The following is a 26,024-nucleotide window of genomic DNA, read 5'->3' as shown; positions in this document are numbered from 1 at the left end:
TACTCAGACGATCGGATCGCCAGTGTGAAGGATCTTCATGCGGTTGCTGCCACCGATGGTGTGGTGTTCAGGAAACGGGCGATGAGCGCTGCGTAGCTGACGCCGACACCCCAATCGCCTAGTACCAGCACCTTCCCGTCTTTTTGCAAGGTCATAGTGTTAGCGACCGCATTATGATTTTCGAATCGGGTTGAGTTCCAGCCTTTTCCGCGGCCAAAATCGGTATCCAATTTGCCGTTAATCAGGTAGCGCACCACCACGAATTCGGGGATTTTGTCTTCTTGCCAAAATCTGCCTGATGCAATGATTTTTCCATCAACCAGTCCACAACCAAAAAACATCACACCTTCTCCGAGGGATTGAAGCAGCACCTTCCCGCTATTGAATGTTGATTCAAACTCACCGTTTTCGGTGAGGCAGGCCAGTACGCCATGGCGTGGAGTTAACCCCCAACCTGCAACAAGAACACTTTTATCGGAGTACGGGGTGAGCTTTTCGAACGCGAAGCCAAGGTTGTCGAAAACTTTGAAACCCTTGTCTGCAAAGATCTGGTCGAAAGAGCCATCCTCATTCACACGAGCCACCATGCCATGACCTGCCAGTGTTCCGCACACGGTGATTTTTCCGTTGTGCACCAGAATGTCGCTGATGGTGCTATTGCCCCAGTGTTGATTGGTCACGGCGACATAACCACTCTTGTTGAAGCCGGTATCATACGAGCCATCAGGGTTGAGCCGGATCAGTAACGCGACCCTGGCAATCCAGATCGGCATGTACATTTCCATGACCACATAGATTTTCCCCTCATCCACCGCGCAAGGCCCCGAGGCGCCGCTGCTGGTTGTCGTCAGCGGTGTAGAGCCCAGACCAAGGCTCTCGGAAAGGTTGGCGGGCAGTTTGACCGTTAGCTGACCTTTCACGCCAAAGCGTTCATCCACACGCCCGTCGAGATGAAGGCGAGCAAGTACAACCTCGCCTTTTTTCGTATCGATACCGGACAGCAGGATTCTTGTTTCACCCCCGACCGTCACAAACAGGATTTGCCGCAGATGGGTGTCCTGCATAGGGCCAAAACGTACGATTACGTACCCTTTGTTGCCAAAATCGACGTTCGGAGTGCCATCTTTGTGCAGGCAGGCAATACCTAACTTGTGAATGATGTCATCGCCGTCTGCATCGACGGCGCCGCCGACATAGATGTTGCCGTCGGGGCCTTCGACAATACATTCGCCTGAAGTATCTCGGGCATCGAGGAAACGTAGAATCTTCTTACCGTCTTTATCGTCGCCAAATGTCGGGTCGAGATCACCGTCGGCGCGAGCGGTCAGGGCTGTGTACTGGCTCATCGTTCTATTCCTTTATTTGGAGTTTTCGGAGTGAGTTATCCATAGAGAACTGCCAATGACAGGCCGCAACAGCCAAGCGTGAGAAAACCTTGATGACAGCGATAGCAGGTGGACGGAGTCGATTAAAGGGGCTGAACGCAGGGGCGTCTACTGTCAGATCTGACAGGTAAGAAGCGGTAAACCATCTATCAGACTGCTTTTAAACAAAAAAAAGCTCCGCAGCGTTAACTGCGGAGCTTTTGCGTTTCAGCGGTCTGAAACTCAGACCATCGGATCGCCAACGTGCAGGATTTTCATCCCGTTGGTGCCGCCAGTGGTGTGGTAGCTGTCGCCCTTGGTCAGGATAACCCAGTCGCCTTTTTCCACTACGCCACGCTTGACCAGTTCGTCGATTGCCGCCTGGCTGACTTCATTTGGAGCCAGCGAAGCCGGGTCGAACGGAATGGTGTACACGCCACGGAACATTGCGGCGCGCGCCTGAGCTTCGCGGTGTGGGGTGAACGCGTAGATCGGCACCGAGGAACGGATGCGCGACATGATCAGCGGGGTGTAGCCGCTTTCGGTCAACGCGATGATGGCCTTCACGCCCGGGAAGTGGTTGGCGGTGTACATGGTCGCCAAGGCAATGCTCTCGTCACAGCGCTGGAACTCTTTGCCGATACGGTGGCTGGAGGTCTTGCTGGTCGGGTGCTTTTCAGCACCGACGCAAATGCGCGCCATCGCTTGCACCGCTTCCAGCGGGTACAGGCCGGCAGCACTTTCCGCCGAGAGCATCACGGCGTCGGTGTAGTCGAGCACGGCGTTGGCTACGTCGGACACTTCGGCGCGGGTCGGCATCGGGTTCTGGATCATCGACTCCATCATCTGGGTCGCCACGATCACTGCCTTGTTGTGGCGGCGTGCGTGCAGAATGATCTTCTTCTGGATACCCACCAGCTCGGCGTCGCCGATTTCCACGCCCAGGTCACCACGGGCCACCATCACGGCGTCGGACGCATTGATCAGGCCATCGAGGGTTTCGTCGTCGGCCACGGCTTCGGCACGTTCGATCTTCGCTACCAGCCAGGCAGTACCGCCGGCCTCGTCGCGCAGCTTACGGGCGTATTCCATGTCGGCGGCATCGCGCGGGAAGGACACGGCGAGGTAGTCGACTTCCATCTCGGCAGCGAGCTTGATGTCGGCCTTGTCTTTCTCGGTCAGGGCTGGAGCGGTCAAGCCACCGCCGCGACGGTTGATGCCTTTATGGTCGGACAGCGGGCCGCCGATGGTCACGGTGCAGTTCAGTTCGGTGGCGGTGGCGGTATCGACGCGCATCACCACGCGGCCGTCGTCGAGCAACAGCTCGTCGCCCACGCCGCAGTCTTTGACCAGGTCCGGGTAGTCGATGCCGACCACTTGCTGGTTGCCTTCGGTCAGAGGATGGCTGGTGGAGAAGGTGAATTGATCACCGATCTTCAGCTCGATCTTCTTGTTGGCGAATTTGGCGATACGGATTTTCGGGCCTTGCAGGTCACCCAGCAGGGCAACGAAGCGGCCGTGCTTGGCAGCGAGGTCACGCACCAGCTTGGCACGAGCCTTGTGCTCGTCGGGGGTGCCGTGGGAGAAGTTCAGGCGGGCGACGTCCAGGCCAGCCAGAATCAGCTGTTCGAGAACTTCCGGCGAGTTACTGGCCGGGCCAAGGGTAGCGACGATTTTGGTACGACGGACGGACATGCAAAGACTCCTGAGTTCAAGCGCTGAGTGAGGCTACTATGGTCTTGGGGTGTAGTCATTGTTCATGTGCACTACTTATTCGTTTCTTTCTTTAACCGAACAATCCTGAAGATTTCCGCTCACAGGTCGATACAGAGCTCAAGACAGGAGAACCCCCATGCGATTCGTGCTCATAGCCGCCCTTGCCCTCAGTGTCGTGGGCTGCACCCGTTTTTCGATGAACCATCATTTGAATAATGCCTACAGCGCTTATGACCGTGGCAATTGCGAGCAAGTGACGCTCGAACTGTCCAAAGTCGAACGCGCCAGCCGCGCGCGGCCTTATGTGTGGCCAGAAGTGTCGATGCTGCGCGGCTTGTGCCTGGAACGGCAGAAAATGTTCGTGGATGCGGCGCAAACCTACCAGTTCATCCAGGCGTCGTACCCGCAAAGCGAGTACGCCTACCGCGCCCGCGCCCGGCTGGAAACCTTGCAGTCGCTGGGTCACTACCCGCTGCGCAGTGCAGCAGCGGTGCGCCCTACGCGGTTCTGATTGCAGCGGTCATTCAACCGCTGGCTCACCGGCGGTGGTGAGCTATAGTCGAATAACCGGTTTAGAACCTTGTTTCTAAATCGACGTAACACCTGTGATCGGCAGGCGTAAGTGGCAGCGGTTTCATGGACTGCCGCACCGGGATCGGGGAGAGCGCGCTCAATGCCTGGCCCTTGTTTGATAACGGCAGGCAGGCCCGTTCCGAAGCATTAGTGCGGCCCTGCTTAAGGGCCTTGCGTAGCGAAATCAGCATGTTCACTGACCGCCGGATCGAGCGGCATCAACTGCCGTATTTTCTGAAAGTGTTCAACAGCGTCACCGACAAACCGATTGGTTTCCTGGGCAACGTCTCTGAAGACGGGCTGATGCTCATCAGCCAGTTACCGATGATGATCGGCGCCGATTTTGATCTGCGCTTGAAAATCCCCATGGCCGATGGCTGCCAGCAGGTCATCGACCTCAAGGCCTGCTGCCTGTGGTGCCACGAAGATGCGACACCTCACCACTATGACGCCGGGTTCAGCCTGCAATGGGCACCGCCGGAGTTTGGGCAATTGGTGGAGGCGTTGAAGCAGTACTTCAGTTTTCAGCCGTTGCCGGCGTCTGCGTGAAATCTGCGGTGCATTTGTGATCGTTTTCGCGAGCAGGCCTGGCAACACATCCCGAACTCGGAGACTTTAAGCCGCGCTGTCGGCCAGATGGAACAGAAGGGAATTGTGGGAACAAAAGTCTTGCTGGCAAGTGGGTCTTACGGATCGGTGAACAGTGCTGATCATTGATCAAAACCGACAGGCGGTAGCAATTTTTCGGGGTGTCGAGTAACCACCTGTTATTTCTGACAGTAGCCAGACGCTTTAGTAAGGAGGCTAAATAGCAACAACAATGGTGCGCTGCATTTGTTCCCGGAGCACCGCATGCAAAAAGGAGAAACCCATGGTAACCCCTCGCGTCATGCCACCTAAAGAATTCAACTCCGCGGAACCGTATCCCTACCCGCCTGATTCATTACCTCAACCAAATACGTTTGTAGCCAATCCGCTTAGATTTAGCGGGTTTGCTTTTTTTTATGGGTATCCGAATGCAACTGCCGGAGTATTAGTCCATTACGAAGATGAACGACAATACGCCGTCCGCTTTGACGGTTCGCCTTATGATGTTTCGGTACCAGTAGATCCAGGTCCTATGCAGGTATTTGTACATTTCATGTGGATAGAAGGCAATAAGGGGGATAAAGCGGAGTTTATTTTCGATATATATGTCTTGACCCCTCCCTCCTAGTTCGACTCCCGCAAACTTTCCTTTCAGATATCTGCGGGGCAATTGAATTTCCAGAAACATCATTTTGCGGAATAGCTCGTAAGGAGTTCTATTGCGCGCCGCGTTAACAATACCGTTCGTCGTGACTGTCAGTTTTAACAGGTAGAAGTCGCGGTATACGCAGCGTAAAAAACAACTCAAGACGACAACAGATTTGCCTTTCGCATTCCGTTCCTCCCAGCCTCGCTCGCAGGAGAAGTTCAATGAGTAATAGCCATTCCAACCCTGCCCTTGAGCAGCTTTTCAGACTTACTCTTGACACTGACGAACCCTCGGTAATGAGTCGGTGCCAGGGTTTCATTCAGGAAGGTGGGACGGTATTCGACCTATTGGACATGGGGTCACAGGGCATTGTAAAAAAGTTCGATGTGCACTTACAGGACGTCCATGGATTCCTGAAACAGGCCACTGTCCTGGCGGTCCATGCTGCTCGCGAATTCAGTGAGCATCAGTTGGTTCTTCAAGGCCCGTCCAATCCGCTCCACTATACGGGGATCAAGCCGCCAGGAGACTCGCCGACATTCGATGATCTGTTCAAGCCTGACTGGGAAAACTGCACGCCTTCGCAAAGTCCGGATGCACATAATGGCCCGTGCGCTTATCTGGTCAGGTTGTATGAGTTGGCCCGTCAGCTGGAAGCTGCTGCGGGTGGCACTCCAATTAAAATCAGCAGTCGCAGGCCGGATATCGGCACTATGCGGCTCGACCCGACAAGCCTGTATCAGGTCAAACGAACGATCTCGATCGTCAACGAAGTCATGGAATCAATCATTGAAGCCTCTGTTCCGCTTCAAGCTGATCATGTGGTTGATGATTTGATGCTGGAGTCGCGGTACCCGTTCCCCAGTATGCCGTTCGAGTGGTACTTCGTGCAGTGGAGTCAGGTGCTCCAGCAATTCAATATAATGTTGGGTGAGGTGGTGCGGACCATTGATCCATCAGCTCCGTATTTCAAACAGAAAGGCGCGCACGGGGCGTCTTCCGATGTGGCACTGCGTCAATCCAGTTGCGTGGGCCCTGTTGGGCAGCTATTGCTGACAGAGAATTTCAAGTTTCCCCAGACCAAACCTTCCGAAAATGATGATGCAGCGCCTGATGCTGGCAAGCAGCGAAAGATAACGCTGGGTACACCGTATGAGGATTTCATAAAAGAGAATTTCGACACAACCCCTTCAGACCTACTGGACTCAGTGCACTTTTGCCATAAAACGTCCATTGATGCCGAGGCGTTGACTGCCTTCCTTTCAATCGAAAACTACGTAACCAATCGATCAAAAAATCAGACAATCCTGACCAATCCATCCTTCGGGTCCGCGCAATTTGGTTCTGTCTTCATCAATGATGGCCAGGATCCTGCCTTGGGTTTGAGTCCTGCAGTAAAAGGTTCGACCCGTCAGTTGATCAATACCCGCGAAAATCGCCTGGAACGCATCAACCGAATGTTGCGTCTGGCACGTTGGCTGAAGTTGTCCCACCAACAGTGCGATCAACTGGTGGTTGCCGCCAACAGGGCCGAGCAACGACTGGACTTGCAAAGTAGCGCTGATCCGAAACCCAAGCCATTGCGGATTACCAACAATACGCTACGGGCGATTGGACTGTTTCAGGAGTTCCATAAGGAGTTCAAATGTACGGTTGAAGAATTCACAGCGATGATTGACGAAGTGTCCCTGTTTGGTACTGGAAAGGCACTCGCTCAGTTCGACTCTATTTTTAACGAAAAGGCTTACTTTGATGCTCCGTTGATAGTTGACGATGGTGCTTTTTTTATCGATGCGCAGACGCGTGCGGACAGGCGCACCGTCGATCAAATATGCAGTGCTTTGGGGCTGAACCAGGAAGCCTGGCGTTACTTGGCTCGAGTGGTTGCCAAAGGGCACAATTTGACCACGCAGTTAAAGCGCAGTCTGCCCGTTCTTTCATCGCTCTATCGCATTGTGAAGTTGGCTTCTTTACTGAAAGTTACCCCAATTGAAATGGTCGCGTTGCTCGAAACCCTCAGTGATCGTGGTGCGGGCGGGGTACTTCAGAAAGTCACCGGAGAGGCGCGTATCTCGGTAAGTGGGATCACGGGAGATGGTGACATTTTAAGCGTGATGCGAGCCGCAGCAGATTGTGTGCAATGGTGCCGGGAGAATGATCTGAGCGTGCTCTTTGTCGTTCAAATGGTGTCACCTCTGACACCACCGCAATTGCCTACCGCAGCCGAAACAAGTTTGCTTGAGACTTTACATAAACGTTTGCAGCCAGTGTTGTTCACAGAAGACAAATTACTGGAAGCCGGTGTCCCTACTAGCCAGAATTTATACTATGCAGGTTGGCTGGATTTACTGAAAGAATTGGTCGACGCCCGCGGATTGGTGATGGCTTCTGCAGCTAATGACGGGGAGGAATACGAGAGGCTTGCCCGCGCAGAAATCGAATTCGCGGTGAGTGAAGAAAAACTTCATCGTGATGAAGCCGAACGTGTGGTGTCGATCATTTTGGCCATACTGCTGCAAATCCAGGCTGCCCAAAGTGCCGTGGTACAGGAAACGTTGTCCGTCTATCTGGATTGTTCTCAGGACTTGACGTTGCCACTGCTCAAGTGGGTGAGTCAGGGAGGTGTTCCGCTCTTGCTCACGGAGGCAGCACGAGCCTTGAATGCCGTGACTTCAGGTGCCGATAAAGTCAGGATCGGTGACGAGGTATTGTCGTTGCTGGCGCATTTGATGCGTCGCGTGGCAGTTGTTAAAAAACTGGACTTGAGCTCGGCGATGCTGGTCACGCTGACCACCCGTGAAAACTGGAAATGGTTCGGTCTCCTGCAAGCCAAGGACCTGACGCTGCACACGATGTACAAACTAACGTTGTATCGGCGTGCAGTGATTCATACCGAGCAACCTGCCGAACGATTGCTGGACTATTTAAAGCTGGTCAACAGTTTGCCGAGTATTTTGACCGCCGAAGATCTGCGGCTGATTCGCGACTCTGCTGCAACTCAGCTGGCCCATGTGTTGAGGTGGGGGGTAAGGGAAGTTCTCGAATGTATCCTGTTTCTTCTTCCTGCCAGACCGGTTGTTCAAAGTTTTGATGTTTTGGATACGTTGCTGCGTATTCGCGGTCTGGCTGCGCGCAGCGGCCTCGATGCGAAGGCCATCATCAAGCTGGGCGAGCTAACGCCTGACAGTGGCAAGACTGCTTATCGCGCTGCGGCAGAACACATGATGGAGTCCTTGTCCGAAACCTCGGTCAAGGGTGACGACCAGTCGTTTGGCGAGTTGGGGCAAAGCAATACTGCAGAGATCAACTGTATCGGTACTCCGCTTATTGCCAATGCCGGTGAGCAGGTAGCCTTGATCGAGTTGAAAGTGCGTGACTTGACCGATAAACCTTATGTAAATCTCACCGTGAGATGGAGCTGCGATCGGCCAGGTTTGCTCGATGAAGAATCCTTTACTGATCAAGACGGACGTGCCGTGGCGCGGTTCAAGGCTGGCAGCTGGATGGGAGTCGCGCATGTGAAAGCCGTCTATGGCTTGCAACAGGTAGCGATTGCCGAAGTCGTGATCGATTGTGATGAGCGATCGCTAGGGTTTGATCTGGACAGCCTTCGCGTTGACACCAGAGACTATCTGGCGGGTGGCGTTGACTTCATCCCTGTCGAAGTGAAGTTGGTAGATGATCACTCCAATCCCGGTGTCGGTCGTACTGTGGAGTTTGGCGGTCTGGGCATCCTAGCCGATAAGTTGTCGGCGACAACGGATGACAAAGGGATTGCCAGGGTGCGCGTCACAAGTATGGAACCCATTGAGAAAGCGACGTTGCTTGTTCGTTACAGCACGCTCAGCCCGAAACTGATACGCAATCTAACGTTCGTTGGTCTGCCTTCCATCAGATTGTTGGTGGCAGAAAGCATGGCCGTAAGAGGGATGGAACTGATCCTGCGATGCCATGTGATTTTGTTAAGTGGAGCCGTCGCGCCCGATGTCGATGTAACGCTCAAGTACGGGGACAAGACTCTTGGCCCATTCAAGACTGATGCAAACGGAGTGGTTCGGTTCACCGTGCCCGGGTTTGAAGCATCAGGCATGCAAACATTCACCGCCGCGGTCGGAGCAAGTGAACAAGCCTTGAAACTCTACGTGGCCGATGGCGCAGTAATACACGGCCAGGCGACGGATTATCTCTATCCGGTAGCCGGAAAAGAGTCCTCTACTTTGCTGTGGGTGAAAGTGCTTGAGAAAGCGGATAATCAGGCCCGTCCTGTGCCCAATTGTTCAATTGCATGGACGGTAGAACCGATCAATGAACCTGAAGCTGGGCGTTGGGCCTCTACCATTATCTTGACGGATGAGAATGGGCGCTCTGCCTATCCGTTTGAAGCCAAGGAGCCGGGAAAATACAAGGTCACCGCGCAGCGCACGGACAAAGTTGAAGAAACCGTTTCGTTCTTGCTGGATGTAGTGCCCGCCATTGACTGGCGTTATGAGTGGGTCGATCTAAGTCAGTCTGATAAACCTTGCCTGGAGGCGCCTCTGTTGTTTGTCAGAGGTCATGAATACCGCCTTGATATTCACTTGCCAAAAGACGTGGACCTTGAAAATGCCCGCGCGATGCTGAGTTGGAGTGGCGATTTTTCCGCCAAGGCACTGGGCTTGAATTTCACACCCCTGACAGGCGCATACGTACAGATCAAACCCGATGACCTGATGCTCAGCTGGCTGATCAAGTGTGCTGATGAACGCAACGGCAGTTTCAAACTGACGTTCTTCTGCAACCGCCTTAACCAGCGTCTGGAACTACCGGGGCGCCTGGATGCTCCGCCTCCTGTCCTGACCTATCCGGAAAATGGGGACCAGGCGGTTGAAGTCCAGCCACTGCTGACCGGCTTTGGTAGTGCCTACGCGGAAATAAATGTATTTGAAGGGCGGAACAGTAACACGCGCCTCGCTCAAACCAGTGTGAATGCCCAGGGTGGTTGGTCGGTGAGGCTGGCAGAACCGGTACTTCTTGATTCCCATGTGTTCTCGGTAATGCAACGTCATTTCGATGGAAGTACAGCTTGGGCGCCGGACGCGCATGTCAAGGTGACGAACTTCATCGATAAACCACACATCATCAGTCCGCTGATGAACGCCAAGGTAGGGCCTTCGTCCTGGGTTGATGGGGTGGGCTTGCCTGGGGCGGAAATCCGATTGTTGAGTAATGTGGGTGACGTTGAAGTTGCCAAAGGCATAGTTGCTAAGGATGGTCATTTCAGGGTGCAGTTTTCTCCACCACTCGCGAGTGGGACCTTAAAGTTCAAAGCGGTATTGCGTGTGAATGATGTAACTTCTGACGCCTTGGAAAACTATGTCGTAGAGGTGGTTGATCGAGGTTGATCAAGCTGCTGCGATATTGTGTGGCCTGAAGTAGGGTAATTGATTAATGGTATTCAACTGAATGCTGCGGTAGCGTTTTTTTCAAATTCCGAAGAAGGTATTTCGAAAGGGATTATAAAATGGAAAAGTCCATTATTGGTGTGCTTGATGAGTATCGCAGCGAAGCGCTGGCCGACTTTTATCGTGCAAAGGTGGCCCCCGCAAAACCTGAAATTCCAGAGCTGTCTTCGCTTGAAGATCTGTTTCAATACTTGTTGCTGGATACTCAAGTCAGCTCATTAGTGGACTCGTCCCGAGTGGCTGAAGCCATTGCTGCAATGCAGGTCTATATTGGCGCTATTTACTGTGGTATGGAGCCCGGCCACCAAAGGGACTTTTCCAAGGAAGAGTTGGAAGCCTGGCATAAGCGTTATTGCAATATTAGTGATTGGGCGGGTTACTCAACTCTTGAGTATTATGCAGAGAACTATATAAATCCGGTGATGCGCCTGAATAAAACTGCTTCCTTCAAAGCTCTGGAAGACGATCTTGCACAAGCCAGTGTGAGTAATACGGCTGTGCAGAAGGCCCTTTATGAACACCTTAAAAGGTTTGTGGAGACCTGCAATCTCGATCTGATATCTGCTTATATAGATGAAACCGAAGATGGCAGCGAGCAGTTCAAGAACGCGGTGTATTATTTTTTAGGTCGTCGTCGGGAAGAACCCTGCGGTTATTATTGGCGTAAGGCAACTGTTGAGCTAAAACAGGAAAGCAAGTATCTGCATCCGGCATGCTGGAGTGAATGGCTGCCTATTGATCTACCGCTAGGCCCTGACGTATTGGCCATCCGGCCTGTTTATTTTGCTGGACGGTTGATGGTCGTGTATGTCGAGGGCATTCGTGATCCGGATCTGCACTTTGAGAACGGTACAGTCGTTCCGGGTCAGTGGCATCTGGAAATGAAACTGTCCCAGCTGGCGATCAATGGCCGTTGGTCACTTCCCATCAGTCTCGGAAAAAAGGACTTCTCGGTTGTACCCAAGGATTCCGCACGTCTGCTGGCGGTCACTTTTGGAGGGGCGCGCAAATACGTGGATGATGTATTAGCCGTTTGCTTTACGACAACGGATGTACCCATCGAGTCGTCGAAGGACGCCATGTGGAGGGTTGACGAAGAGAAGCCCGGGTGGATGTTTGCGTCATTGAACTCAAGGTTCGAACCGCAAGATGCTCAGGAGGAAAGTCTCGAAGTATTGATCAATGGGCGATTTGCGAATCCCATGGCATTGCAGCATCAGTTGCACATCAACGAGCGTTCCCTCGTACGCCAGTCGCTTGTTCCGGCATCGGTGTCCACAACAGGTGACTCCACACAGGAAGGATTAATCAGTAAGTACATATCGACCAATATAAGTTTAAAAAGTCGATTGAATATAGTCGGTGGGGAGGAGGTGATTACTAATGTGTTGCAGGTCCAGGGTGTGTGTGAAGTTGATAGACCTGACTATACGTTGAATCATTTGGTGTTTGCTAATAGTGCACATGTCCTGTCATTGATGACCTATTTTGAGCTTTCAAAAGTCGGGGCGAAAGGCATCAAGCTGACTTGCCATCATCAGGGTAAGATAGGCTTTAGTTTTTCTTTGCATTTAGAGAATGAAGGTGCGGAGACTGCCGATGTACTGGTATCGATTACCGAGGCTGATTTTGTCAGTACGGCGTTTGGCGTTAAGTTGATAAAAGGTATTACGCTGACTCATGCTCAACTGGAAAGACTATGGATGCTGTCATCCAGTAGCGTTCGTAGCGGCGCTGGATTTTTTATCGCTTATGGTTCGTCCAGCGCTGCCAATGAGGTGTTTTTAGGCAATTCCGTTAATAGGTTGGAGGTGCAAAAGAAACCAGAGACAGCGCAGATGGAGCTGAAAATAATTGATGGAGGCATTATTGCGGCGGATACCTGGAAAGGCACCGTTGAATTGAGTGGTTGGGGGCAGTCTGGTTGGATTGAACATGGCTGGACAGGTAATCCTGTCAACAAGAGCTTCGACATAGTATGGGGAAGCAGCGACGAAGAGTATGGTCGCAATCGTTATAAGCTGGAAGTGTTGCAAGTGCCAAATACCAGTCCTGTGCCATTGATCAGCAAGCAGGGTTCTGGAGGGCAGTTTCTGGACCTGCGGCCATTGGGTACCGAGTTGAAATGGGTCCAGCTTAACTCTACCTTTGGCGATAAACTTGTCGCTAAAGCGGCGATTTCCATTGACGAAGTATTGTCCAGATCCACCCAGTTTACTCACGAGCCCGCGCCTTGGGAGTCGCCCGATAAGGCACCGAATCCATTGACCATTCCTATGGACTTCAACAGTGCCCATGGCATGTTTTATTGGGAGTTATTTTTTCACCTGCCGTTTTTGATCGCCTATCGACTGGCTGAAGAGCGCAACTATCGAGAGTCACAAAACTGGTATCACTACATTTTTAATCCACAGCTGCGGGAGAACCGTCCTGGCGCAATGGTTAACAATGAGCGTTATTGGCTCTGTCGGCCTTTGCTGGAATCGGGTGATATCAGTTTTGTTGCCAAAGACTTGGTGGACCCCGATGCCATCGCTTTTGCAAAACGCATTCATTACCGTAAAGCGATTTTTATCGCTTATGTACGGTGCATCATTGCCCATGCCGATTCGCTTTACCGGCATTTGACCCGCGACAGTCTGGCGGCGGCAAAACTGCAGTATATCCGTGCTCTGTTTCTGATGGGTGATGCTCCCAAAGCGAAGGCTATGAGCCATTGGGAACCGACTAGTGTGGACAAGATTCTTGCCCGTCGCCAGGCCGGCACTCACAGTGCATTGGAAAATTTCAGTCGTACCCTGGACGTACAGGTGGCGAATTTGCCGGCCCGAATTTCCGGGTTAACTGACTTTTCAATTATTAGAAAAGATGTTTTCCGCCCCACAGCCAATGAAGATGTACTGGGTATCTGGAAATACATCGACAACTGCCTTAGCAATATGCGCAATAACTTGACGATTGATGGCAAACAGTCGTCTATCCCTCTATTTGCTGCACCGACAGACCCGAAGAAGTTGCTTCAAGCTCAGGCAGGTGGATCGTCCGGTGCATCCCGTAGTGCGGGGGGCTGGCGCAATATTCCGCACTATCGGTTCCGGGTCATGTTGAGCACGGCCCAAAACGCAGTGCAAACACTCATCGGTTTTGGCCGCGAAGTCCGACAATGCATGGAAGCACGTGACCGAAGTTTGCTCGAGGAGCAGTTGCAAAAGCAGCAAATTGAACTGGGCGCCTACGCCAGGGCGATCCAACAGGAGTCGCTGAAACAACAGGAAGAGTCGCTGAAGTCGCTGCAGGAAAGCAAGAAAGTGATTGATGGGCGCATCGATCATTATCGCCAGTTGCTTGATCAGAACGTGTCTGCGGGGGAAGTAGCTGCGCTTGAGGACCAAATGGCAGCCAGGACTGATATGAGCGATGCGAGCCAGGCTTACGTCGCAGAAGGCTACGCTAATAATGCGCCGAATATGGTGATCATGGGCTTTGCTGCGGGTACCGGCGGCATCATATTCGGCAGTTCATTTCGAGCAATGGGACTATTGCTGGGAGGCGCGGCGGAAAAAGAACTGATTGCCGCGGACAGGTCAGCAACCAGCTCTCACTATGGACGCAGATCGGAAGAGTGGGGACTGGCGCTCAATCAAGGTGAACGTGAAATGCAAGTATTGGACGCGCAAATAGCAGCACAGATGCATGCGGTCTATGCTGCGCGAGCCAGCCTGGAACATGCTGAAAGAGCCAACGCTCATGCTCAGGATGTGTACTCGTTCTATAAAACCCGTTCAACCAATGTCGAACTGTACCGCTGGCTATTGAGCCAGATGGCTGTGCTGTACTTCCAGGCATACGATGCAGTCGCCGGATTGTGCCTGAGTGCCGAAACCGGTTTTCAGTACGAAATGGGCGACTTCGATTCGCAGATCATTCGCCCCAATATGTGGATGGATAACTACTACGGCTTGTGCGCTGGCGAGTCCATGCTGTTTGACTTGATGTCGCTTGAGAAGGAGTTCCTCAGTCGAAACGAGCGTCGCCTGGAATTGATCAAGACAGTTTCTCTGCGTCAGCTGTTTGAAGCGGGCGAATTTATTAAGCCGAAAAAAGACTGGGATAACGTACTTAAAGGAATAAAAGAGACAGGGAAATTCGACTTTGAATTTACCCAGCAATTATTTGACTGCGATTATCCAGGGCACTACTGTCGCCAGATTGTCAGCGTTTCGATAACTCTCCCGGTTGTACTTGGCCCTTACAGGGATGTATGCGCAACACTGACGCAAATCGCCAGTACCACGGTGCTTAAACCAGACATTGGGATACTCGATTACTTTTATGGCGACAAGGATCAAATGCCGCCACCGTATGTTCTTTTAAATCTGCGCAGCCATCAACAAATAGGCGTCAGCCGCGGAATTGAGGATGCCGGTTTGCATCAAATGATGTTTGGTGATGAGCGCTATTTGCCCTTTGAGGGGACAGGTGCGGTATCCAGATGGCAACTGCACTTTACACGGCACGACACGCGACAGAAGGCCTTGATTGACAGCTTGACAGATATCATTGTCGAGGTTCGTTATCTGGCGAAGGCGGGAGGAAACGACTACACAAATGCTGTGATGGACCTGTTGCCCGGCTGAGTGGCCCTATCAAATTCGAAGCGTTTCGAATACTACAACAGCAGCTAACAGAGAAAGGTGAGCATCATGAGTGCAGAAAAAATCCGTGGTCGTAATCTGGTAAAAAGCGGGAGGTTTCCTAGTGGCTGGGACACGAATTGGCAGCGCGTTGGTAGCGGCGGTGGGGAGGGGTGGTATGAAAGTATTTTGTACGGAAACTTTTTGATGTTGAACGGGAAAAGAGTCTACTCGCAGTCTGTTTCAACGGCATCCTTTACGGATTCGCAATTTGCGCAAGTTGAGTATTTGTTGGGCTTTCAATATGAGAACAAAGGCGATGGTCCAGGCTCGAAGGTTATTCTAAGGTTCAGTAACGGTACGGAGGATTCGATTGATTTAAGTGGGAAGAAAAAAGACTTGGTGGAGGACGAAAGCTGGAATCCTTATCTAAGGCACACCCTCACTGTACTTCAGGCTGATCAATCTGTTGCTCTTCAAATTCATGGTGCCGACATTACGGGTGCAAGAGGATTGCGGACTACCGATTTTGATATTCAGATCGAGCTGCCTCCATTGGAGTTAAAGAGTCTCACCGTAGATAACGTTGAGTGTTGGAGACCGGATTGATGTGTCGATATGAGTGATATCCACCCATTCGTCCAAGTGAAAAAGCAGTCAAGGAGCTCCACTGCGTTTCCAGGCCAGGTACTGTGTCACCAATTCTGGTCCCAGCTCTCTGGGGCGGACATCTTTTACCGGAATTCCATGGGCGACCAAGCGTTCATGGAGTTCTGCTCGTGAGTTCAAATAGTCAACTGTTCCGCTGTAGTTCAGCGCTTCCGACAAGGTTTGCACCGTCATTTGTCGTGTGGTGTCGAGGACCTCTTCGCGCATGCTTGCTATCAATACGCGATGTTGCTTGCTCAGCCGTTGAACAGCGCTTATCAGTTCCTCATTGTCTTCATCCCGCAGGTTAGTGATCAATATCACCAATCCTCGGCGCTTCTGTCGGGCCATTAATTGGCTGATGGCAGCCTGATAATCAGAGGGGCGCTGGCTGCTGTCCAAATCGTAAACAGCATTGAGTAGCACGTTGAGCTGACCGGCACCTTTAACCGGAGCGAGATAACGCGGTTGATCGCTGGCAAAGGTACTCAGACCCACCGCATCACCCTGACGCAACGCCACGTAACTCAACAGCAAACACGCATTCAGCGCATGATCGAAATGCGCCAGTTCGCCATCATGACTGCGCATATGCCTTCCGCAATCGAGCATGAAGATAATCTGCTGATCGCGCTCGTCCTGATACTCCCGGGCAATCGGTGTGCGTTGCCGGGCGGTGGCTTTCCAGTCGATCTGGCGCAGGCTGTCGCCTTCGCGAAATTCCCGTAACTGATGAAACTCCATACCCAGGCCACGTCGTTGTCGTTGGCGTACGCCGAGCTGGCTGAGCCAGTTGTCCACCGCCAGCAGTTGGCCGCCGTAGAGGCGGGCGAAGTCGGGGTAGACGCGGGTGTGGTCGGTGACGCTCAGAAGCCGTTTGCCGGACCACAGGCCCAATGGGCTGGGCAGGTTGATTTCGCAGTGATCGAAGCTGAAGTGGCCACGTTTGAGCGGGCGCAGGCGATAGCCGACCTGGCTGTGCTGGCCGGGCTGAAGTTCGACTGACAGGGGGAGGTTTTCGAAGTTCAGGCCGTCGGGGACGTGGTCGAAAATCTGGACCGTCAGTGGTTGGGGAAAGTTGTGCTCAACGTCCAGTCGGACTTCGCTCCAGCGACCGAGGGCCAGGCTGCCGGGCATTTGTCGTGTTATCCGGGGCGAGTGCAGGCGTGTGAGGCGGGCAGCATCGAGTATTGCCAGGGCCAGTAGCGCCAGCAATAAACCCCACTGGATCGACAAAAGGCTTGAGGGCAGCGCAATGTCCAGTGCGCGCAAGGTGCCCAGCACGATGCCTATGGCCAGCAGGATTGCGAGCCAGATCAGCAGCAGGCGCGAGGGTTTCACAGACGTGGCGCCGGCACTTGATCGAGCAGTTGCCGCAGCACGTGATCGACCTCCAGCCCTTCGATATCCAGCTCCGGTGCGATGCGTACGCGATGGCGCAACACCGCCAGCGCGCAACCCTTGATGTCATCCGGAATCACGAATTCGCCGCCGCGCAACAAGGCGCGTGCTCGTGCGCAGCGCACCAGCGCGATGGACGCCCGAGGCCCGGCGCCGAGGGTCAGGCCGGGCCAGCTGCGGGTGGTGCGGGCCAGGCGTACGGCGTAGTCGAGGACTTGGTCGTCCAGGGGCAAATCACTGGCGATACGTTGCAAGGCCAGCACGTCCTTGGCTTGCAACACGGTGCGCAGTGGTTGCACATCGAGCATGTCGGCCCGGGTCGAACGGCTGACCTGACGCACCATGTTCAGCTCTTGTTCGGCGTCGGGGTAGTCCATGCGTACCTTGAGCATGAAGCGGTCAAGCTCGGCTTCCGGCAGCGGGTAAGTGCCTTCCTGTTCGATGGGGTTTTGCGTGGCGAGCACCATGAACGGTTGCGCGATGGGCAGGGCGCGACCTTCGAGGGTGACTTGCCGTTCCTGCATGGCTTCGAGCAGCGCCGCCTGGGTTTTCGCCGGGGCGCGGTTGATTTCGTCGGCGAGCAGCAGGTTGGTGAACAGCGGCCCTTTGCGCAGTTTGAATTGCTCGGTTTGCAGGTCATACACCGCGTGGCCGGTGACATCGCTGGGCATCAGGTCCGGGGTGAACTGAATGCGCGCGAATTCGCCACCGAAGCAGCGGGCGAGGGCGCGCACCAACAAGGTCTTGCCCAGCCCCGGCACGCCTTCGAGCAGCACATGACCGCCGGCAATCAACGCGGTGAGTACGTCATCGATCACCGTGTTCTGGCCGATCACGGCTTTTTGCAATTCAACTCTTATCGCTTGGGCCAGATAACTGGCGCGCTGGCGTTGCTGCTCGGCATGGCTAGGCGCGCCGGGCTCGATCCGTTCACTCATAAGGCGTTCCTCAAGGTTTGCAGGTGGGCGACCTGACGGCTGAATTCAACGCTGGACAGCCGTTGCTTCGGTCGCGGGCTCATGGCCTGGCTGATAGCGCGTGTGGGTTGGCCGGTCAGGCGTGCGAGCACCAGCCATTGTTCGGCGACGCCGAGTTGATCAAAACCGGGATGACGACGCCGTACCCGGCGCAGGATGTCTTGCTGCAAGGCTTGCAGCAGACTGTCCTGACCGCTGCGGCGCAAGATGAAATCGGCGCTGGCACGCAGGTGTTCCTGAAGTTGTCGACGGGCTCTCGGCGCCGGTTCAATCAATGGACCGTGGCGCACACCGACATGCCAGAGGCCAAGGCCGATCAGGGCGATGAGCGCGACCAATGCCTGAGGGAAATAGCGCAGCAACAAGGTCAGCAAGCTGTCGTGATCGGTGTTGAACAGCAGCGTCACCTGGGTGTCCGCGGTCAGGTACCAGAGCAGCCAGGCATTGTCGTACTGGTCGATGGCCGGGGTTTTCCACAGGTCGGCGTCGGTGACCACAATGATCGAGCCCAGCCCTTGGTTGAGTTGCATCATGTGCGTGGCCTTGCCGCTGTTGGCCCAGGCTTGCGCGAGATTGTTCGGGTCTTCGAGATGGAACGCGGTATCGAAGGTGGCGTAGGCCGGGGCGTCTTCATCCTCAAGATACAGTTTGGTCAGGTTGGGGTAAGGATCCTCACCGGTAGCGGGTGGCGGGTCCTTGAGGTCTTTGCTCAGTGACTGGTGCACCTGCACCCGGTCGAGCAGCAGGTCATTGCTTTGGCCGGTTTTTTCATCCCACAGTGATTCGGCGATGAACAACAGGCGCCCACCGGCGCGGGTCCAGTTCATCACTTGGTCAATCTGCCGTGGCGTCATGTTTTGCCGGTCGCCGAGCAACAAAAGGCTGTGCTGGCGCGGGTCCAGCGTCGGCAGCACGTCGAGGCTGTTGGCATGGCCGACGGTCAGGCCCTGTTTGCGCAGGAAGTGTTCGGCGGCCAGATAAGGGTTGGCCTGGGCTTCGGGCGAAGGGCCGTGATCGATGTCTGCCTGATAGGGCGTTGCCTTGAAGAACAGATAAACACTCAGCACAGCCAACAGCACGGCAATGAACACGCCGACCGCCAGCCAGAGACGCCGGTTCAATGCGCCGCTCCCGAACTGAACAGCGCCCGCCAGCCATCACAGAGTTCCTGTTGCACCTGCGCGGGGGGCAGGCGATGCCCGTAGGCCATGTTCTGCCAGTGCCCCGTCAGTTTTTTGCTGAAAGTCAGCAGTGCGGGTTGCTGCAGGTGTTCAACGCGCTCCAGCACTTCGCCTTCGGTGTCGGCCGGTTTCAGCGCCATGTTGTAGTCGTGCAGCAAGTGACTGAGCAGGGCGCGATAAAGCAATCCGAGAGCTTCACGCGGGTTGGTTTGCCAGAGGCTTTCCGCACTGGCGGCGATGTCGGCAGGCAGGGTTTCACGGTTGAGATCCAGGCCGAATGCTTGCTGTGGCAGCGGCCGTGCAACTTTGCGCGGCAACCTCGGTCGGCGACTGACGAACGCCTGCAACCAGTCGCGGTAACGCCAGATCAACAAACTGATGACCCCGATCACCGTACCCCACAGCAGCACTTCAATCAGGGTGGCCAATGCACCGAAACGCTGGTTATCCAGCAACTTGAGCAGCGCCTTCAGCCACTCGGGGGCCTTGCCATCGTCCGGTGTTTCGGCGGCGGGTTTGTCTTCGCCGCCAAAACGATAGCGGGTGACCGTTTCCTTGTTCTTGAATGGCGGCTGATCGAGGATCGCCTTGATGCTGTCCCGGGACGCCTGGCTGGTCAGAGGCTGGTCCAGCAGACGCGGGCTGTCCGGTGAGATCGCGGGCTCGGCGGCCCACACGGTTTGCGCCGCTGGCATCAGCAGAAATGCCGCCAGCAGCAGGGTGACGGCGGTACTGCTCAAGCGTTGGCGCAGACGACGGAACACCAACTCGATATCCCAGGCCTCCAGCACCGTGCGCCGGTTCAGATAAAGGCTGAAGCCGCAGGCCACGTAAACCGGTTCCCACACCACGAGCACCAACACGTAAAACACGTTGGTCAGGTGTTCCAGCCAGCGCCAGTCTTGTGTGGCGGCGGACAGCAGCGTTTGCCAGCTCCAGTCGAGTTCAACCTGTTGCGGCAGGAACAGATAAAACAGCACCATCAAGCCAATCCACAGTGCACTTTCCAGATGTACGCCGATGATCGTCAGCCAGCGCGCCGCGCCGCCGTCGCGTTGCAACAGCACCTGCAAGCGCTGTTGCCGCGCTTGCCCACTCAGGCCTTCGAGTTGCACCACCGGCATCAGGAAACTGCGACTCAGACTCAAGCGTCGCCAGGTCAGACTGGCGAGCAGTTGTGGCTTGAGCAGTCGCGGCCATTGGCGCAGCGCCTGTTTCAAGGTGGGCGTTTCACCGAACATGGCTTTGGACAGGATGTACAGCGGCAGGCGTTCGAACGCCGGTTTCAGCCACCAGAAAATGAAGGCGGCGAGGGACGGTGAATCCCACAACAACAAAGAGAGCAAGGCGAAAACCGGCAAGGTCACCATGGCCCAGCTGGTCATCAACAGGCGTCGGTGCCGCTGGCTCAGCAGGACGCCGAGGTCCATGGCTTCCCAGGTTGTTCGAGGGCGGATCACCACGGTCGCGTCACTCAGGCGCATGACTAGTCCGTCCGGCAAACAGCAGATACATTGCTACCAAAAACCACAGCGTCGCGCCGACCAGATACTTGGTCATCGGCGCCGGCCCGGTCATGGATGACCAGTAGGCTTCGATAAATGCAGCGATCAACAGAAACAGCATGACCCCGCAAATCAGTAATACGCTTTTGCGCGCCGCGACTCGCAACGCTTCGGCGCGTGGCAGGCGCCCCGGTGCGATCAATGCCCAGCCCAGTTGCAGGCCGGCGGCACCCGCCAGGGCAATGGCGCTGAGTTCGAAAGCACCGTGGCCGATCACGAACGACCAGAAGGTTTGCCCGTAGCCGATCTGTGTCAGGTGCCCGGCCACCGCGCCGATCATCAAGCCATTGAAGAACAGGAAAAACGCGCTGCCCAGGCCAAACAGCAAACCGCTGGCGAACGTCTGAAAAGCGATGCCGATGTTGTGCATGATGTAGAAGCCGAACATCACCCAGTCTTCACTGGCCGCCCGTTCCGCCGAGCGACCCAGGTGTCCGGAGCTGGGGTCGTACATGCTTTGCATGTCGCTGACCTGTTGCGCCGGGATCAGGTTGTAGACCAGGTCCGGGAACAGATACACCAACAGTGCGAAGCCGATCAGGCTGCCGAAAAACATCAGGCTGGCGGCCAGCACGAAGCGCCACTGTTCGCGCACCAGCCGCGGAAAATCCGAGAGGATGAAGCCGAGCACATTGGCACCCAGGCGGCTGCGATGTCGATAAAGTTGTTGATGCCCGCGCAGGACCTGTTGCTGCAACGAGTCGATCAGGAAACTGCTGTATCCACGTTCCTGAGCCAACGCCAGGTGCTGGCAGAGCCGGCGATAGTCTTTCGCAAAACTGGCGACACGTGAGGTGTCTTTGTTGCGCTCCAGACTGTCGAGCATGAGGGAAAACTGCGCCCATTCAGCCTTGTGGCGATTCTCGAAAAGACTTTGCTTCATGCGGGGCCCAACAAGCCGCGGGCGATGCCGTTGAGTTCCGACACCGCCCGTGGCGCTGGGACGTTCAACGGTTGGGCGAGGATAGAGGCAAGTTCATTGACCCGCGCTTCGGAGAGTTCACCCTGGCGTTCGGCAAACCCTAGGATGGCGCGTTGCTCGGTCAGCGTCATGGCGAAGGCCGGACGTCGCGGTTCGACGTCGGGTACTTGCGGTCGGGTGAGCGGCTGTTCGCGGTAAATGACCAGCGTGCCGGCGGCGAGGTCGCCGAGGCGTTTGAAGCTGGGGTGTTGCAGGCAACTGATGGCGCCGAGGAAATAGCCGAACGGCAACAGGTCGACAAATCGCAGCAGGTTGCGCAACAGCGAAGCGGACCAGCCGATCGGCGTGCCGTCATCCTGCACCACCCGCAGGCCCATCCATTGCTTGCCCGGCGAGCGCCCCTGATTGAGCACTTCGAACAACACCATGTACCACCAGCTCACTGCGAACAGCAGGATCGAGCCCAGCCCGGCGCCGAGTTTCCCCAGAAACGCGAGGACGATAAACAGCAGACCCAGAATCAGCCCGCGCAGCCCGAGGTCGATGGAGAACGCCAGCGCACGGACCATCAACCCGGCCGGGCGCAGTGGCAAGTCGATGCCTTCCGGCGTTTCAACCTGATACCGCGTATCCAGTGGCGGGGACAGCGTCGCTTTCCTTTGCAGTGCTGTGGTCTCGAGCATGGGCAACCTGGTGATGTGGCCTGATCGGGATTCTCTGTGTGTCCGATGCTAGCAGCCTCACGGGGGGGAACGACATAACTATGTATTGCACGGTGCGTGGTCAGAGGTGATTGAATGCAAGATTACTGGCCGGGGCGGGATGTGAACGCCTAGACTTCGCCGATCTTCAGTTCAGGAATAGCCCGTGACCTCGATCTTCTGGTACGACTATGAAACCACCGGCATCAACCCGCGTTGCGACCGTCCACTGCAAGTGGCGGGGCTGCGCACTGACTTTGATCTCAATGTCATAGACGAGCCGGTCAATCTTTATTGCCAGCCCAGTGAAGACATCCTGCCGCATCCGGCAGCCTGCGCGATCACCGGCATCACGCCGGGCCAACTGACCGAACACGGTTTGAGCGAAGCCGATTTCATGACTCGGGTTCACGCGCAACTGGCGGCACCGGGCACTTGTGGCGCGGGTTACAACACCTTGCGTTTCGACGACGAGATGACTCGTTACAGCCTGTACCGAAATTTCTTCGACCCCTATGCCCGCGAGTGGCAGGGCGGTAACAGTCGCTGGGACCTGATCGATGTGGTGCGTGCGGCGTATGCCTTGCGGCCCGATGGCCTGGTTTGGCCGACGGACGACGAAGGACGGGTGACGCTCAAACTCGAACGCCTGACCGCTGCCAACGGCATCGATCACGGTAATGCTCACGAAGCGCTGTCGGACGTTCGCGCGACCATCGCGCTGGCACGGCTGATCCGGGAAAAACAGCCGAAGCTCTACGACTGGCTGTTTCAGTTGCGCAGCAAACAAAAGGTGATGGATCAGATTCGGCTGTTGCAGCCGATGGCGCATATTTCCGGGCGTTTTTCGGCGGCACGCAGTTATGTCGGCGTGGTGTTGCCGCTGGCCTGGCATCCGCGCAACAAGAACGCGCTGATTGTCTGTGACCTGCACCTGGATCCCCAGGGGTTGCTCGACCTGGATGCCGAGACCTTGCGCCAGCGTTTGTATACCCGTCGCGATGAACTGGCCGAAGGCGAACTGCCGGTACCGCTCAAACTCATCCACATCAACAAATGCCCGGTGGTGGCGCCGTTGTCGGTGCTTCGTCCCGATGATCAGCAACGACTGGGGCTGGATATGGCGCTTTATCAGGAACGCACGCTGCGACTAAGTGCCGCACAAACAATTTGGCGAGATAAAGTTCAGGCCATTTATGCCCGAGAGGATTTCGCTCAGAGCCAAGACCCTGAACAACAGTTATACGATGGTTTTATCGGTGATCGGGACCGGCGTCTTTGTGAGCAAGTCCGGGCGGCTGACCCGGCGCAATTAGCGCAAGAGCAATGGCCTTTCGATGATGAACGTTTGCCTGAATTATTGTTTCGATATCGCGCACGTAACTTTCCCGAAACGTTGAGTTTCGAAGAGCAAGAACGCTGGCGAGTATTCTGTCAGCAACGTTTGTCAGCGCCCGAGTGCGGGGCACCCAATACCCTGGAAGCATTTGTAGAAGCTGCAGCCCAATTGAACATTACTGCGACGCCATTCCAGCAAGAGGTGCTCAATGAGTGGAACAATTATGTCCAGGCATTGCGCAAACGTTTGAATCTTTGAAAATGAAAATGCACGGGCCTGAATCTCGGGCATAAAAAAACGCCAGCGATTGCTGGCGTTCTTTTTTGTCGCGGATGGGTCTGCGACAAGCTTTGCGGCTTAGCCCAGCAGGGTAGCCCAGCCTTCAACCACGTCGCCGCCCCACTTGGCTTTCCACTCTTTCAGAGTTTTGTGGTTGCCACCTTTGGTTTCGATGACTTCGCCGTTGTGCGGGTTTTTGTATTGTTTAACTTTGCGAGCACGCTTGGTGCCAGTAGTTTTTACTGCGCCGCCGCGTGGTGCTTTGGTTTTGGATTCTGGATCCAACAGCGCAATGATGTCACGCAGGGACTTGGAGTATTCGCCCATCAGGGTGCGCAGTTTGCCTTCGAATTCCAGCTCGGTTTGCAGTTTGTCGTCTTGGGACAGGTTCTTCAAACGGGCTTGCAGCTCTTTGATAGCTTCTTCGGTGGCACGATATTCGTTGATCAAGGACATGGGGACTACCTTATGTTGTGCGCTGGATGGCAGGGGACAGTGCGGCAATAATAGTCAGGGTGTTTCATCAAGTAAACATTTAACCGGGGTTTATTTAAATTAGTTGCGATGAATAGGGCGCAAATTGGATGTACAGTTAAATAGTGTGACGCAGGTATCACAGATATTCACAATTGAATGCTTGAAGAATGCTGACAGGATCACCATCGCGCAGGTAACCGACAGCCCTCAACGCTTGTGCCACCGGCCTTCGTGCAACGCGAGGTGTCATCTATACTGCAGTTTTTTTGCGCAATCGCTAGAATGGCGGCCTTTGCGAAGTTCTGGAGTTTCCCCCTCATGCGCACTTTTCGGCTGGTGATTGCTTGCCCGGACCGCGTCGGCATCGTTGCTAAAGTCAGTAACTTTCTGGCGTCACATAACGGCTGGATCACTGAAGCGAGCCACCACTCGGACAATCTCAGTGGCTGGTTTTTCATGCGTCACGAAATTCGTGCCGACTCGCTGCCTTTTGGTATCGAGGCTTTCCGCGAGGCGTTCGCGCCGATTGCCGAAGAGTTCTCGATGAACTGGCGCATTACCGATACCGCGCAGAAGAAGCGTGTGGTGTTGATGGCAAGCCGTGAATCTCATTGCCTGGCCGACTTGCTGCACCGCTGGCACAGCGATGAACTGGATTGCGAAATCTCCTGTGTGATTTCCAACCATGATGATTTGCGCAGCATGGTCGAGTGGCACGGCATTCCTTACTACCACGTACCGGTCAATCCGCAGGATAAAGAGCCGGCGTTCGCCGAAGTCTCGCGCCTGGTCAAACAGCACGATGCCGAAGTGGTGGTACTTGCCCGCTACATGCAAATCCTGCCGCCCGAGTTGTGCAGCGAGTATGCGCACAAGGTCATCAACATTCACCACAGCTTCCTGCCGTCGTTCGTCGGCGCCAAGCCGTATCACCAAGCTTCCATGCGTGGGGTGAAGTTGATCGGTGCGACGTGCCACTACGTGACCGAAGAGCTGGACGCGGGCCCGATCATCGAGCAAGACGTTGTGCGCGTCAGCCACAGCGACAGCATCGAAGATATGGTGCGTTTCGGTCGTGATGTCGAGAAAATGGTGTTGGCTCGCGGTCTGCGTTATCACTTGGAAGATCGGGTGCTGGTGCACGGTAATAAGACAGTAGTGTTCTGACCGTCACACGACGCGGTTGAAATTCGAAGGGCCTGGGCGTTCAATCGTTCCAGGCCCTTCGCCGTTTCTGCACTGAGGACATGACCATGGCTGATCCACTGGACAAAGCTACTTCCAAGGCTCCCGCGACATTGGGGGAGGGGTGTTTGAGTCGTTATGATCCGGATGATATGAGTGCCGAAGACGGCACGGAATTTCCCGGTGCGGCGGAGTTGTGGGAGCAGTTGAATCCTGAGCCTGACCTTGTAGGCGTTGGCTTGCCGGCGAAGCGGTCTTGAGGTCTGGCGTTCGCTCGTTTTGATTGTGTACATATCCGTTTCTTTGGTAACGGCGGCTATTGGTTTCGCCCTTACGGCGAGTCACTTGGAGAAGCGCCAAGTAACCAAGCGCTCTTGCCCCTTT

Annotated in this window: 18 protein-coding genes; 9 read left to right on the top strand and 9 right to left on the bottom strand. The window is 54.9% G+C overall.

Annotation, left to right across the window (positions count from 1 at the left end):
• Positions 1 to 35: 35 nt before the first annotated feature.
• Both J4E42_RS18565 and pyk read right to left on the bottom strand, forming a co-directional pair.
• Positions 36 to 1,346: a delta-60 repeat domain-containing protein gene (locus tag J4E42_RS18565; protein WP_207285834.1), complete on the bottom strand. Its 1,311-nt coding sequence runs from the start codon at positions 1,344 to 1,346 to the stop codon at positions 36 to 38.
• A 261-nt stretch (positions 1,347 to 1,607) separates the two neighbouring features.
• Positions 1,608 to 3,059, bottom strand: coding sequence for a pyruvate kinase (gene pyk / locus J4E42_RS18560; RefSeq protein ID WP_008031711.1), 1,452 nt, complete (start codon positions 3,057 to 3,059; stop codon positions 1,608 to 1,610).
• A 157-nt stretch (positions 3,060 to 3,216) separates the two neighbouring features.
• On the opposite strand from pyk, the gene J4E42_RS18555 reads away from it, so the two are divergent.
• The 6 genes from J4E42_RS18555 (at position 3,217) to J4E42_RS18530 (ending at position 15,574) form a co-directional block, all read left to right on the top strand.
• A complete protein-coding gene (locus tag J4E42_RS18555) occupies positions 3,217 to 3,591 on the top strand; it encodes a tol-pal system YbgF family protein (RefSeq protein WP_008031709.1) in 375 nt (124 codons plus the stop codon).
• Positions 3,592 to 3,842: 251 nt separating this feature from the next.
• Complete coding sequence (locus J4E42_RS18550; protein ID WP_032828936.1) at positions 3,843 to 4,202, top strand: PilZ domain-containing protein; 360 nt, start codon at positions 3,843 to 3,845, stop codon at positions 4,200 to 4,202.
• 322 nt (positions 4,203 to 4,524) lie between these two features.
• Entirely contained in the window at positions 4,525 to 4,869 is a 345-nt protein-coding gene (locus J4E42_RS18545) for a hypothetical protein (RefSeq protein WP_207285833.1), read from the top strand.
• Positions 4,870 to 5,111: 242 nt separating this feature from the next.
• Positions 5,112 to 10,271, top strand: a complete 5,160-nt coding sequence (locus tag J4E42_RS18540) for a Tc toxin subunit A (protein ID WP_207285832.1) — start codon at positions 5,112 to 5,114, stop codon at positions 10,269 to 10,271.
• A gap of 119 nt (positions 10,272 to 10,390) precedes the next feature.
• Positions 10,391 to 14,968: a neuraminidase-like domain-containing protein gene (locus J4E42_RS18535; protein WP_207285831.1), complete on the top strand. Its 4,578-nt coding sequence runs from the start codon at positions 10,391 to 10,393 to the stop codon at positions 14,966 to 14,968.
• Between the two features lie 66 nt (positions 14,969 to 15,034).
• Positions 15,035 to 15,574: a hypothetical protein gene (locus tag J4E42_RS18530; protein ID WP_207285830.1), complete on the top strand. Its 540-nt coding sequence runs from the start codon at positions 15,035 to 15,037 to the stop codon at positions 15,572 to 15,574.
• 48 nt (positions 15,575 to 15,622) lie between these two features.
• On the opposite strand, the gene J4E42_RS18525 is transcribed toward J4E42_RS18530, so the two are convergent.
• The 6 genes from J4E42_RS18525 to J4E42_RS18500 are packed head-to-tail and all read right to left on the bottom strand — an operon-like array spanning position 15,623 to position 22,342.
• Positions 15,623 to 16,954, bottom strand: coding sequence for a DUF58 domain-containing protein (locus tag J4E42_RS18525; RefSeq protein WP_207285829.1), 1,332 nt, complete (start codon positions 16,952 to 16,954; stop codon positions 15,623 to 15,625).
• On the bottom strand, positions 16,951 to 17,952 hold the full coding sequence (locus J4E42_RS18520; protein ID WP_207285828.1) for a MoxR family ATPase: 1,002 nt from the start codon (positions 17,950 to 17,952) through the stop codon (positions 16,951 to 16,953). The genes J4E42_RS18525 and J4E42_RS18520 overlap by 4 nt, the downstream gene beginning before the upstream one ends.
• Positions 17,949 to 19,112 carry a DUF4350 domain-containing protein gene (locus J4E42_RS18515; RefSeq protein WP_207285827.1) on the bottom strand — a complete coding sequence of 388 codons (1,164 nt, stop codon included), beginning with the start codon at positions 19,110 to 19,112 and terminating at the stop codon, positions 17,949 to 17,951. The genes J4E42_RS18520 and J4E42_RS18515 overlap by 4 nt, the downstream gene beginning before the upstream one ends.
• Positions 19,109 to 20,656 carry a DUF4129 domain-containing protein gene (locus tag J4E42_RS18510; protein ID WP_207285826.1) on the bottom strand — a complete coding sequence of 516 codons (1,548 nt, stop codon included), beginning with the start codon at positions 20,654 to 20,656 and terminating at the stop codon, positions 19,109 to 19,111. The genes J4E42_RS18515 and J4E42_RS18510 overlap by 4 nt, the downstream gene beginning before the upstream one ends.
• A complete protein-coding gene (locus J4E42_RS18505; RefSeq protein WP_207285825.1) occupies positions 20,643 to 21,620 on the bottom strand; it encodes a stage II sporulation protein M in 978 nt (325 codons plus the stop codon). The genes J4E42_RS18510 and J4E42_RS18505 overlap by 14 nt, the downstream gene beginning before the upstream one ends.
• Positions 21,617 to 22,342 (bottom strand): RDD family protein, encoded by a 726-nt coding sequence (locus J4E42_RS18500; protein WP_207285824.1) that lies wholly within the window; start codon positions 22,340 to 22,342, stop codon positions 21,617 to 21,619. Before J4E42_RS18500 ends, J4E42_RS18505 begins: the two co-directional genes overlap by 4 nt.
• Positions 22,343 to 22,526: 184 nt before the next feature.
• Here J4E42_RS18500 and sbcB point away from each other — a divergent pair, with 184 nt between their 5' ends.
• Positions 22,527 to 23,957, top strand: a complete 1,431-nt coding sequence (gene sbcB / locus J4E42_RS18495; RefSeq protein ID WP_207285823.1) for an exodeoxyribonuclease I — start codon at positions 22,527 to 22,529, stop codon at positions 23,955 to 23,957.
• A 99-nt stretch (positions 23,958 to 24,056) separates the two neighbouring features.
• Here sbcB and mvaT read toward each other — a convergent pair whose 3' ends face one another.
• Positions 24,057 to 24,434, bottom strand: coding sequence for a histone-like nucleoid-structuring protein MvaT (gene mvaT / locus J4E42_RS18490; RefSeq protein WP_007933316.1), 378 nt, complete (start codon positions 24,432 to 24,434; stop codon positions 24,057 to 24,059).
• A 339-nt stretch (positions 24,435 to 24,773) separates the two neighbouring features.
• Here mvaT and purU point away from each other — a divergent pair, with 339 nt between their 5' ends.
• Together purU and J4E42_RS18480 are read left to right on the top strand one after the other, a co-directional pair.
• On the top strand, positions 24,774 to 25,622 hold the full coding sequence (purU, locus tag J4E42_RS18485) for a formyltetrahydrofolate deformylase (protein ID WP_008031689.1): 849 nt from the start codon (positions 24,774 to 24,776) through the stop codon (positions 25,620 to 25,622).
• An 86-nt stretch (positions 25,623 to 25,708) separates the two neighbouring features.
• Positions 25,709 to 25,900, top strand: coding sequence for a hypothetical protein (locus J4E42_RS18480; RefSeq protein ID WP_207285822.1), 192 nt, complete (start codon positions 25,709 to 25,711; stop codon positions 25,898 to 25,900).
• Positions 25,901 to 26,024: the final 124 nt, after the last annotated feature.

Origin of the sequence: Pseudomonas sp. FW300-N2A2, assembly GCF_017351735.1 — a bacterium.
Lineage (GTDB): Bacteria > Pseudomonadota > Gammaproteobacteria > Pseudomonadales > Pseudomonadaceae > Aquipseudomonas > Aquipseudomonas migulae.
This window is presented reverse-complemented; position numbering and strand designations above follow the sequence as displayed.